Source organism: Deltaproteobacteria bacterium, assembly GCA_020848905.1.
GTDB lineage: Bacteria > Myxococcota_A > Polyangia.
On record JADLHG010000032.1, the window covers coordinates 64628 to 76394 of the forward strand.

Annotated in this window: 8 protein-coding genes; 4 read left to right on the forward strand and 4 right to left on the reverse strand. The window is 71.6% G+C overall.

Going from position 1 to position 11767, the window contains the following annotated elements; all coding sequences use genetic code 11:
* Positions 1 to 6: 6 nt before the first annotated feature.
* Positions 7 to 1125, reverse strand: a complete 1119-nt coding sequence (locus IT371_14610; protein MCC6748887.1) for a hypothetical protein — start codon at positions 1123 to 1125, stop codon at positions 7 to 9.
* A gap of 276 nt (positions 1126 to 1401) precedes the next feature.
* Here IT371_14610 and IT371_14615 point away from each other — a divergent pair, with 276 nt between their 5' ends.
* Positions 1402 to 3231 carry a hypothetical protein gene (locus IT371_14615; protein ID MCC6748888.1) on the forward strand — a complete coding sequence of 610 codons (1830 nt, stop codon included), beginning with the start codon at positions 1402 to 1404 and terminating at the stop codon, positions 3229 to 3231.
* A gap of 67 nt (positions 3232 to 3298) precedes the next feature.
* On the opposite strand, the gene IT371_14620 is transcribed toward IT371_14615, so the two are convergent.
* The 3 genes from IT371_14620 to IT371_14630 all read right to left on the reverse strand — a co-directional run bounded on the left by IT371_14620 (position 3299) and on the right by IT371_14630 (position 7864).
* Positions 3299 to 6052, reverse strand: coding sequence for a protein kinase (locus tag IT371_14620; GenBank protein ID MCC6748889.1), 2754 nt, complete (start codon positions 6050 to 6052; stop codon positions 3299 to 3301).
* A 191-nt stretch (positions 6053 to 6243) separates the two neighbouring features.
* Entirely contained in the window at positions 6244 to 7656 is a 1413-nt protein-coding gene (locus tag IT371_14625) for an amidase (GenBank protein ID MCC6748890.1), read from the reverse strand.
* A 1-nt stretch (position 7657) separates the two neighbouring features.
* Positions 7658 to 7864: a hypothetical protein gene (locus tag IT371_14630; GenBank protein ID MCC6748891.1), complete on the reverse strand. Its 207-nt coding sequence runs from the start codon at positions 7862 to 7864 to the stop codon at positions 7658 to 7660.
* Between the two features lie 185 nt (positions 7865 to 8049).
* On the opposite strand from IT371_14630, the gene IT371_14635 reads away from it, so the two are divergent.
* From IT371_14635 to IT371_14645, 3 genes are all read left to right on the forward strand, one after another.
* Positions 8050 to 9210 carry an inositol-3-phosphate synthase gene (locus IT371_14635; protein MCC6748892.1) on the forward strand — a complete coding sequence of 387 codons (1161 nt, stop codon included), beginning with the start codon at positions 8050 to 8052 and terminating at the stop codon, positions 9208 to 9210.
* 115 nt (positions 9211 to 9325) lie between these two features.
* Positions 9326 to 11275 carry an acetate--CoA ligase gene (gene acs, locus IT371_14640; GenBank protein MCC6748893.1) on the forward strand — a complete coding sequence of 650 codons (1950 nt, stop codon included), beginning with the start codon at positions 9326 to 9328 and terminating at the stop codon, positions 11273 to 11275.
* Between the two features lie 11 nt (positions 11276 to 11286).
* Positions 11287 to 11767 (forward strand): hypothetical protein (locus IT371_14645; GenBank protein MCC6748894.1); only part of this gene is annotated, 481 nt, incomplete at its 3' end.

The following is an 11767-nucleotide window of genomic DNA, read 5'->3' on the forward strand; positions in this document are numbered from 1 at the left end:
GCGGCCTCAGTGCCGCGCCTTCCAGAGCGCGAGGACCAGCTCCACGACGATCAGCACCACGATCGCCGCCTCGAGCAGGAGCGAGCGGCTGGAGCGGATCTGATCCATCACGAGCTGGTGCACCGACTGCACGAGGGCGAGCTTGCGCTGGACGCTCGACTGCCAGCGGGGGATGCGGAAGCGCTCGACGGCGGCGCGGTAGACCTTGGCCAGGTACAGGTCGTCGATCACCTTCAGGCTGTTCTCGATGCGCTCGGTGATCTCGGTGACCTCCACCAGGAGCAGCGTGATCTGCCGCGCCAGCCCCGCCTGGCGGTTCGGCAAGAGCGGGTTCCAGGCCCGGCTCCCGAGGGCCACCTTCTCGTAGATCCGGTCCAGCTCGCGGTCGAGCAGGTCGTCGTAGTAGCGGAGCTCGAGGAGCTGCGAGGTCGCGTACTCGAGGATGTCGGGCAGGTCCACCTCGCCCGACGGCTCGTAGACCAGCGCCGCGTTCCAGTCCAGGATCGTGAGGTCGTCCTGCCCGTAGGAGAGCCGGTGTTTGAGCACGTCCTCCCGCTCCTGGGCGCTCAGCCGGCTCTTTGGACCCTCCCCGAGCAAAAGCGGCACCACGTCGATGCGACCGAGGAGCTCGTCGGCGCTCAGCTCGGGTGAGAGCCCCGTGATGAAGAAGATCGTGTAGTCCTCGGTGCAGTCCCACGGGTGCGCCCCCCGCACCGCGTCCTTCAGGTTGAAGAGCAGCGTCTCGAGCATCCGGGTGGCGGCTTCGTCGATCGCCGGGTCACTGCCGAGCGTGTGCCCCGCCTCGTGCAAGCGCGCGAGCGTCCAGCCGTCGAGCGGTACCGAGAGCCGGACGCTGATCGCCCCGTAGTCGTAAACGCGCGCCTCGACCCCCACCGCGGCGGGCGTGCCGAGCACGGGCACCGACACGCTGGGCAGCGCCACCGCCACTGGTGGATTGGCGAGCTGGATGTGCCGCGGCGCGACCCGCGCGAAACGCAGCCGTCGGGGCGGAGCGAGCGCCGAGAGCCGCGCCTCCGCCGCTTCGAGATCTATCTCGTCGGCCACCTCGAAGAGGCGGTAGAGGAGCACCGCCCCCTCCCGGATGATCACGTCGGTCTCGGGCATGACCCCATCATAGGCCGCGCTGGCTGCCGCGGCAAAACGCCCCCCCCCGGACGATAATATCGGTATTCAGTACTGTATCGTCCATATAATAGCGATACGCGACTCATTCCAAGCTGCCACAATGGAGGGAACTTCTTCGGGAGACGCCTGATGCTCGACCTATTTCATCGCATGGAGACTGCCTCGGGCCACCCGGTGCCCGCAGGGGCGGCATTCGTGGTTCTCGCCGCGATTCTCGCAGCCGGCCCTTCGCTCACCGCGTGTGGCCGCCCACCCTTGGACGAGACCGACAGCGAGGTGCTCCCGCCGAAGGGAGGCGGATCATCTTACGGCCAGGGGGGCGTCGCGCCGCGCATGCCCTGCCTGCCGCGAGCGGCGGCCTTTGCAGAGACGCCGCTTCTGCCGAGCGAGGCGGGCGTGGTCGGGGGCGCCTGCCGACTCGCGCAGGTCCGGTACGACACGGACGCGGACGGGACGGTCAACAGCGAGGTGACGTACGAACGCGAGGCGGGGCTGCTCTCCGTCGTATCGCGGGGCCCGGGTGGGGTCGAGCTCTCCCGTACCCGCTACCTGCTGGACGCGACGGGCAGAGCGCTCGAGATGCAGACCGTCGCCCAGGGGCGGGTGGGGCAGGTCTACGCGCGCCGCTACGACTCGGCCGGGCATCTGCTCTCGCAGCGCCTCACCTATCCAGGGGGCTTCACGCACGTCGATCAGGTGTGGCACGAGGGGCGCCTGGTCGAGCGGCGCGAGACGGGGAGCCACGGCCAGGTCACGCGCTATACCTGGAAGTACGCTCCCGCGGGGAGGCTGGTCCACGGCGCGGCCACCACGAGCGGCCCCCGCGCGGCCCTGCACGAGGTGCATTGGGGCTACGACGACGGCGGACGGCCGAGCAGCATGCTACGGAGCGTAGACGGACGGGCGCTGGCCCGGGTCGACTGGCGGTGGCTTCCCACGGGTACGATGGCCGAGCGCACGGTCACGCTCGAGACGCCGGGCCCGTCGTCCCCGCTGGTCGAGCTCGACGACGTGGTGCGACGCGCCTCGTCTGCTCCCGCCGAGGCGTCGAGCTGCCGGCCGCTCCGTACCTCTCTCTTCGAGGGCTACGCGGAGGCCGCATACCGGGTCGGGTGGCTCGCTCCTTCCAAGGGCCAGGCGTCGAGCGGGTATCCGCCCGCCGTCGACGAGGATGCGCTCTACAGCCGCGGCCTCGGCGCGATGTACTACGCCTGTGCGTACTGCTCGTACGGTTCCTATCGCTACTTCGGGGGCCTGGAGGGCACGAGCTACGGACACTTCGGACCCGGCGGTCCCTGGCTCGCGGCGGTTCGCCCCGGGGGGCGCGTCCGCGTCGCGATCTCGTACGACGCGGCCGGCCGCATGGTTCGCGAGGAGGCGACGACGCAGCCGGCGACCACCGCCGAGGGCGGGGAGAGCCCGCGACACATCGTTCGTCGCCGCGCCTTGCAGGCGGGGCGGGTGATCAGCGACCGCATCGAGGTCCCGGGCGAGGATGGATCGACGTACGTGCGCGAACTCTCCTTCGTGTACGACCGGAGCGGGCAGCTCAACGCGCGCGAGTTGCGCCACGACGATCAGGTGCTGGAGCGCCAGACCTGGCGGTACGACGAGACCGGTCAGGCCAGCGAGCACACGCTCGCCGGGCAGATCGGGGCGGCCGGCCGCTTCGTTCAGAGGCCGGGGGTGGTGCCGCCGGACCTCGCCGACCCCGTGCCGGAAGGCAGCCTCTATCGCCGGCACGATGCGGGTACGGGTCTGCTCGTGCGCGAGTGGTCGGCGCGAGCCTCAGCCCCCGGCGAGGAGCTCGGACTCCAGACCTTTCGCTACGACGGACAAGGCCGCGCGACGGAGACGATCTCCGGCGCGGGCTCCGAGGCGAGGCGGCAAATCGTGGCCTACGACGAGGCAGGCCGAGAGGTCCTGCGTGGCGTGCGGCGCGACCTCGCCCAGGGATGGGACTCGCTCCTTCTGACGACCTACAACGGAACGGGCCTGCCCACGCGCATCGAGAGCACCTACCGCGGCTACGGGGGCACTTCGCGCACCTCGGTCGAAACCCGCAGCTACGCCTGCGGCGACTGAGCCCGAATGCGCCGCCGGGACCGACACGGAGGCGTGCGGCCCCGGCTGGTCCTGCTAGGGGGTGTCCCTAATCCGCCCAGGTAGGCCGCTTGATCCCCGTCTTAGCGGGCTGCTTCGCCGGCGTCGGCTCCTTGGCCGCTGGAGGATCGGGCGTCTTCGCGGCGGGAGGCTCGGGCGCCTTCGCTGCGGGCGGCTCGGGCGCCTTGGCCGCGGGCTTGTCCTTGCCCGGCTCGTCGGCCTTGCTCCCGCTCCCCACGACGGGCCCGTCGGGCACGTGCTCTCCGCTGCCCGGGCCCTTGCCCTCCCCGGCGGGCGCGGGCTTGTCGGCGCCGCTCCCGGGAGCCTTCGGCTCGTCCGCCGACGCTGGCTGCCCCGCTACAGGCTGCGCCGCGGCAGCGCTCCCCCGCGCGGGACGACCCGTCGCCGGGGTTTTCAGCGTCGCTCGCCCCGTGGGTCGCGCCCGCGCCGCAGCCCCCGCTTCTCGCTCACCCGCCACGGGGGCCGAAGGCACGGCTTCGGGAGACGACGCGCGCGCAGGCGGCGCCCCTTCGGCGGTCCCGGCGGCCGTCCCCGTCGCGGGCGGCTTGCTCGCGGGCAGCGGAGTGAGCCCCGACGAGATCTTCACCGTGCCATCCTGCCCCGCGCCGTGGATCTGCGCCTCGGTGACCCGCACGACCGTATCCAGGTGCCCGGCGAGCTTCAGCGTGACAACGGGTTGCCCCGCGCCGTCCCGTCCGCCCGGAACATCCACGGCGGTGGGCGTCGTCTTCCCCGTGTCTCGCCCGTCCACGAACACCGTCGCACCCGGCGGGTTCGTGGCGATGGAGAGTCGCAGCGGCGCCTCCACGGCCGGTCGATCTCCGCCGCCGCGCCCGAGCACGATCGCCAGAGCGACCGCGCCCGCCGCCACGGCCGCCGCCGCGCCGAAGACCCAGCTCGGCACCCGCCTCTTCGGCGGCTCGTACTCGAGGTCGAGGAGCGCGGGCCGCACCCGTTCCGTCGCGGTGGGCTGAAGCGGCGCGTCCATCGCGGGCTCGAAAGAAGGCGCGGGCGGCGCGTCCCGGTAGTCCTCCTCGAAGCGTCCCAGCTCGGCGTGGCGATCGTCCGCCGCCGGCTCGGCCAGCGCGGTCGCGACGGCCTCGCCGAGGGTCGCGTTCTCCGCGAGAAGCGCCTCCTCGCCCGTGGACACCGGAGCCAGGTCCGAGAGCTCGAGCGGGACCGTCTGCAAGGCGGGCAACGCGGACAACGCCGCCTGCGGCGCCGCCTCGCCGTGCGATCCCCGCGCCTCCTCGGCGTCGATTCCCGCCGACGGGTCCACCATCGTGGCCGGCTCTCCGACCTTCACCTCTTCGGAGGGGCGCCGCGTCTCGACCTCGCCCGCCGCGCTCGCCGAGTCGGGGAGGGGCGTCACCGAGACCACCGGCGTCGGGGAATCCGCGCGGAAGCCTGTCGGCGTCGGATCGTTCCAGCCGTCGTCCATCTCCCGCAGCGCCGCCGCCGCCTCGAAGACCTCTTCGCTCGCGGGGGTCCCCGGGATGAGCGTGTTCGCGGAATAGAGGCTCGGCACCAGCGCCTCGGGCACGTTGTTGCCACGCACGATGGTCTGCGCGGGCGCGGTGCTCCGGCGCGCTCGATGCGGCGCCTCGACCGCCGGAGGCGACCCGCTCGGCGGAACCTGCGTCTTCAGCAGGTCCAGGCCCTCGCGCATGTTCAAGGTCGTCGGCTGCGCGTCGAGTCCGCCCCCATCGCTCGTCGTGCGGTGCGCCTGGTCCACGACGCGCGCACGCATCCCCCCCTGGTCGTTACCGGTCACGATGACCTGCACCCGCCCCTGTTGCGGCTCGGGCGGCAGCGGCGTCACGGCGCGCAGAGCAGGTCGCACCGGTCGGGTCGAATCGTCGCCGTACTGCCCCGTGGGCGTGCGGGCGATCGCCCGCCCTCGCAGGGCCTTGGCGAAGTCCTGCACGCTCGGGTAGCGGTGGACGGGCTCCGGATGGAGCGCCCGTGCGATGGCCGCGGCGAAGTGCGGCGACGCGGCCGTCAGCCGGTCCACCAGCATCTCGGGCTCGACGTCCCGGTCCATCGAGTTGAAGGGCGGCGTCCCCGTCACCATCTCCATCGCGAGGAGCGCGAGCGAATACGTGTCGCTGCGACCGTCGAACGCGTACCCGCGGCTGTGCTCGGGGGAGATGTACCTCGGGTCGGGGGCGACCCGCCCGTCGCGATTGCCGAGCTGCACCTGAATCAGGCGCCCCGTCTCCAGCCCGAAGAGCTTGACCAGATCCCGGTCCCGCCGGCGCTGGAGCACCACGTTGCGCGGGCGCAGATCGCCGTGGGCGAGCCCCGCCGCGTGCGCCTCGCCGAGCGCGTCGGCGAGCTGCGAAACCACCGCCGCCGCGCGGGCCTCGGAGAAACGTCCCTCCAGCGCCAGCACTCCGTCGAGGGGATCCCCCTCCACGAGCTCCATGGCGACGAAGATCCGCCCCTCCTGGGTAAGGCCGATGTCGCTCAAGCGCACCACGCTCGGGCTCCCCATCTGGGCCACGAGCGTCGCGTCCTGCCGGAGCCGCCGCGAGAGCGAGCCGTCCTCGCAGATCTCCCGGTGGAAGACCTTGACCACGAGCGAGTGGTCGAGCCCCACGTGTCGCGCGTGGTAGATGGTCCCCGTGCGCCCCACGGCGATGCGGTCGAGCACCTCGTAGCGCTCGAGGATGACCCAGCCGATGAGAGGGTCGTGGTCGACGGCGACCGCGGTGCCGTCCTCGGGACAATAGATGGCGCTGTCGGGGACTCGCTTGTGACAGCGAGGGCAGATCCTCATCCCTGCCCCGGGAGACGTGCGGCCGCCGTGCATGTGCTGGAGCTCCTCGAGCGATGGACCACGTCGAATTGTACCACGACGACCCCGCGGAAAATCCCCCTTGTCCGGACCAGGCGGACGGGCCGGCTGGCCGGTCCACCCACCCGCGCGCACATCCTCGCTCCTACGGCCGAGGCCCGGCTGCGGGCGCGTCAGAAGAGGTCGTAGCAGACCGTGGGCCGACGCCGCTCCACGCGCGCCTCGACGGCCAGCGCTCCGCGCGCCACCGTGAGCTCCTCCCAGGGCCGCCCGATGAGCTGGAGCCCCACCGGCAGCCCGGCTCCGTCGTAACCCACCGGCACGCTCGCCGCGGGAAGCCCCGCCAGGTTCGCCGGGAAGGTGTAGGCCGTAAGCGCCTCGGTCACGGCGTCGTCGCTCTCGCCGCAGAGCTCGGCGTCGGGCCGGATGACGGGCGCGGTGCACGCCGTCGTCGGGGTCGCAATGAGATCGACCTCCTCGTGGGCCCGCGCGAAGCTGGCCGCGATGAGAGAGCGCAGGCGCTGCGCGCGCACATAGTCCACCGCCAGCACCTGCGACGCGAGCCCGAGGAGCAACCGCAGGTCGGAACCGAGCTCCTCACGGTGCGCGAGCCGGTTCTCGTACTGCGAGGAGGCCATCTCCACGCCGATCGTCACGTACCCGACCGGCGAGACCCACTCCAGATACTCGATGCCGATCTCCTTCACCGTGGCTCCGGCGGCCTCCAGGTGGGCGACGCCCCGGCGCGCGGCCTCCTGCACCGTCGGCGTGGCCTTGGCCCACCAGCTCGAGCAGATCCCCACGCGCAGCCCCTCCACTCCCCGATCCAGCCCGTCGAGCGTGAAGGGAGGCTGGCCCCAGGTGTTCGAGTCCCCCTCGTCCGGCCCCGCGATCACGGACAGTGCGAGCGCGGCATCGGCGACGGTGGCCGCGAGCGGGCCCACGTGCGCCAGGGACCAGACGAGCGGCGCCGCTCCCACCTCCGAGACGCGCCCGAAGGTCGGCTTCAGCCCCGTCACCCCGCAGAGCGCGGCCGGGATGCGAATCGAGCCCCCCGCGTCGGCCCCGAGCGCGATCGGACAGAGCCCCGCCGCGACCGCCGCTCCCGGTCCGCTCGACGAGCCCCCCGTGATGTGCTCCGGCGCGTAGGGATTGCGCGCCGCCCCGTGGTGCGGATTGATCCCGGTCGCACCAAGGCCGCACTCGTGCATGTTGGCCTTGCCGATGAGCAGCGCCCCCGCCGCCCGCAACCGCGCCACCGGCGTCGCCTCCGTCGTCACCGGGGCACCACCGAGAAAGCGCGTCCCGACCGTCGTCGGATAGCCGAGCTGATCGAACTCGTCCTTCACCGCCACCGGCACGCCGTCGAGCGGAGAGAGCGGCTCTCCCCGCGCCCAGCGCTCCGTCGCCGCCCGCGCCTGCGCGAGCAGATCGCCCCGCGCCTGCGCGATGAAGATGCGCATCGCCGGTCGCCGCGCCTCGGAGGCCGCGACCGCCTCGAGCACGCGCTCCGCCACGCGCGTGGGCGTGGTCTCTCCCGTCCGATACGCGGCCTGGAACTCCGCCGCCGTGCGCCAGGGTGCCATCTCAGCCCTCCCCGTCGCGCCGCCGGTGCAGCGGGATGTAGAGCGGCGCGTGCCCAGGGACCTGCGCCGTGCGAAGCCGGTCGAGGCCGAGCTGCTTCGCCGCGACCCGGTAGAGCAGCGCGCCCGTCCCCGGCGTCTCCATCAACTTCGCCGCCAGCCGGAGCCCGGTCCCGGCCAGCCGCTTCGACTTCTGTGGCTTCTCGTCCATCGCGCACGCGTCCTGATGAGGGGCCTCCTTCATATGTGCGCGCGCGCACCTTGGCAAGGACCCAGGCCCGGCCGGATGGGCTACTCCCTCCGCTTCCTCACGCCGCGCTGTGACGTAGCCCATTGCAACCCCCGCCCCCGTCGGCTAGCGTCTTCGGATTATCCCTTAGCCGTTAGGAGTACCCCATGCCCGAGATCCGCCTCGCCATCGCTGGAGTGGGCAACTGCGCCAGCTCCCTCCTGCAGGGCCTGTCCTACTACGCGGGCCGCCAGCCCGACGAGGCGGCCGGCCTGCTGCACCCCATGGTGGGGCGCTACGGCGTGGAGCACATTCGCCCCGTCGCAGCCTTCGACGTGGACGAGCGCAAGGTGGGCCGCCCGCTGCACGAGGCGATCTTCGCCCCCCCGAACTGCACCACGGTCTTCCAGGAGCAGCTCCCGGACTGGGGCGTCACGGTGGAGATGGGCCCCATCCTCGACGGCATCGCGCCGCACATGGCGCGCTACCCGGAGCGGCAGGCCTTCCGAGCCGCGGACCGACCCGCCCGCGACGTGGCCGAGGTGCTGAAGCGCACCGGAGCCCAGGTGCTGGTCTGCTACCTCCCCGTCGGTTCCGAGGCCGCCGTGCGCCACTATGCCGAGGCCTGCCTCGAGGCCCGCGTGGCGCTCGTCAACTGCGTGCCGGTCTTCATCGCCTCCGACGCGCACTACGCCGAGGCCTTCCGCCTGCGCGGCATCCCCGTGGTCGGCGACGACATCAAGAGCCAGTTCGGCGCCACCATCGTGCACCGCAACCTGGCGCGCCTGCTCTCCGACCGCGGCGTGAAGCTCGAGCACACCTACCAGCTCAACACCGGCGGGAACACCGACTTCCTGAACATGCTCGAGGAGAGCCGCCTCATCTCCAAGCGCATCTCGAAGACCGAGTCGGTGCAATCGCAGCTCGGCACGCGGCTTCCCGAGGACGACATCCACATCGGCCCCTCGGACTACGTGCCCTGGCAAAAGGACAACAAGGTCTGCTTCCTCCGCCTCGAGTGGCGCGGCTTCGGCGACGTCCCGATGAACCTCGAGCTGCGGCTGAGCGTCGAGGATTCGCCGAACAGCGCCGGGGTGGCGATCGACGCCCTGCGCTGCGCGCGCCTGGCGCTCGACCGAGGACTCGGCGGCCCGCTCCTGCCCGTCTGCTCCTGGACCATGAAGCACCCTCCGGTCCAGATGCGAGACGACGAGGCGCGCGTCGGGCTCGAGGCGTTCCTCGAGGAGAATCTCGAGCTCGCGCCACCGCGCCGGGCCGTCGCGCTGGGGAGCGGACCGCAGACGTCGGCCACGCCGCGCGGGCACTGATTCCTCCCCACCTCCGACGTGAAGGCACGCGACCCCGCCGACCGGGAGCTCGCGGCCGGCAGAATTGGCTCGAACGACCGAACGAACACCCGAGGGTGCCGCAAGGAGGTTTCCGGTGACTGACAAGCCCGCCATCGACGTGCTGTTGACCGAGGACCGCGAGTTTCCCCCGCCCCCCGAGTTCGCGAAGACGGCGCGGGTGCAGGGGCGCGCGCTCTACGACCACGCGGAGAGGGACTTCGAGGGCTTCTGGGCCGAGCGGGCCCGGCTCCTCTCCTGGCAGAAACCCTTCGACCGGGTCCTCGACTGGCAGCCCCCCGACGCCGAGTGGTTCGTCGGCGGCAAGCTCAACGCGACCGTGAACTGCCTGGACCGCCACCTCGCCGGACCGACGAGAAACCGCGCCGCCATCATCTGGGAGGGGGAGCCCGGGGACGCGCGAACCCTGACCTACTTCGACCTGCACCGCGAGGTGAACCGCTTCGCGGGCGTGCTGAAGCGCCTCGGCGTCGAGAAGGGGGACCGCGTCGGGATCTACCTGCCGATGATCCCCGAGCTCCCGATCGCCATGCTGGCCTGCGCCCGTATCGGCGCGATCCACAGCGTAGTCTTCGCCGGCTTCTCGGCCGAGTCGCTCGCCGACCGCATGAACGACGCGCAAGCCAAGCTCCTCATCACCGCCGACGGAGGGTATCGCCGCGGCCAGATCCTGCAGCTCAAGCGCATCGCCGACGATGCGCTGCGCCACGCACCGACGGTGAAGAACGTGGTCGTGGTGAAGCGTGGCGACTTCCCGATGGAGTTCCACGAGGGGCGCGACCACTGGTACCACCGGCTGATGCAGGACGCCCCGCGCTTCGTCGAGCCGGAGCCGATGGACGCGCAGGAGCTCCTCTTCAGCCTCTACACCTCCGGGTCCACGGGCAAGCCGAAGGGGATCGCGCACGCCGTGGGCGGCTATCTGGTCGGCGTGCAGAGCACCACCGAGTGGGTCTTCGACCTGCAGCCCGACGACGTCTACTGGTGCACCGCCGACATCGGCTGGATCACCGGCCACAGCTACGTGGTCTACGGGCCGCTGGCCTGCGGCACCACGGTCCTGATGTACGAGGGAGCCCCCGACTGGCCCGATCGCAATCGCTTCTGGGAGCTCATCGAGAAGTACGGCGTCACGAAGTTCTACACCGCGCCGACCGCGATCCGGACCTTCATGCGCTGGGGACGGCAGTACGCCGACCAGCACGACCTCTCGTCGCTGCGCCTCATCGGCACCGTCGGCGAGCCGATCAACCCCGAGGCCTGGGTCTGGTACCGCGACGTGATCGGCGGCGGGCGCTGCCCGGTGGTGGACACCTGGTGGCAGACCGAGACGGGGATGATCATGATCTCGCCTCTGCCGGGGGTCACGACCTGCAAGCCCGGCTCGGCCACGCACCCGATCCCCGGCATCTCCGCGGACGTGGTGGATGGAAACGGCCACTCCGTCCCGCACGGCGGGGGCCTCCTCGTGCTGCGCCGCCCCTGGCCCGCCATGCTGCGCACGATCTGGGGCGACCACGACCGCTACGTCAGCACCTACTGGTCGCGCTTCGGCAAGGAGATCTACTTCACCGGCGACGGCGCGAAGCGGGACCCCGACGGCTACCTCTGGCTGCTCGGCCGGGTGGACGACGTGATCAACGTCGCCGGCCACCGCGTGGGCACCATGGAGGTGGAGAGCGCGCTCGTGGCGCACCCGAGCGTGGTCGAGGCCGCCTGCGTCGGCATCAGCGACGAGCTGAAGGGGCAGGCCATCGCCGCCTTCGTCACGCTGCGCGACGGCGCGCAGCACCCGGACGACCTGGCGGACGAGCTGCGGGAACACGTGGCGCAGAAGATCGGCGCCATCGCCAAGCCCAAGAAGGTGCTATTCACGGCAGAGCTCCCCAAGACCCGTTCGGGAAAGATCATGCGACGGCTGCTCAGGGACATCGCGGAGGGCCGGGCCCTCGGCGACACGACCACCCTTGCCGACCCGGCGGTGATTCAGCGCCTCAAGGCGAACTACCAGGACGATCAAGGATGAGGAAAACAACCATGCGAAGAATGACCAGCTACGCTCTCGGCGTGCTCTCGGCCGGCCTGCTCGGCCTGGCCTGCAACTCGAGCAGCAGCACCTCTCCGGACGGGGGAACGACCCCCGACAGTAGCTCGGCCGATCGGGGCGTCTCCGCCGACGCGGCCCCCTCGAGCTGCGCCGCCGGCACCGCGGCCCCCGTCGAGCACACGGGCTACCTCAAGTCGAGCGAGACCTGGGGCTCGGACACGCCGCACCTGGTGAAGGGGGACCTCACGGTGCCCAAGGACATGACGCTGACCATCTCGCCCTGCGCGGACGTGCGGCTGAAGAAGTCGGCACGCTTCATCGTCCTCGGCACGTTGGTCGCGCGTGGCGAGGCGGGCAAGCGCATCCGTTTCCGGCGGGACAACCCCGGCGAGCGCTACTCCTCCCTCTGGATCCGCGATCCGGGGAAGGCCGACCTGGCCTACGCTGACCTCGAGGGGGGCGGCGACCTGC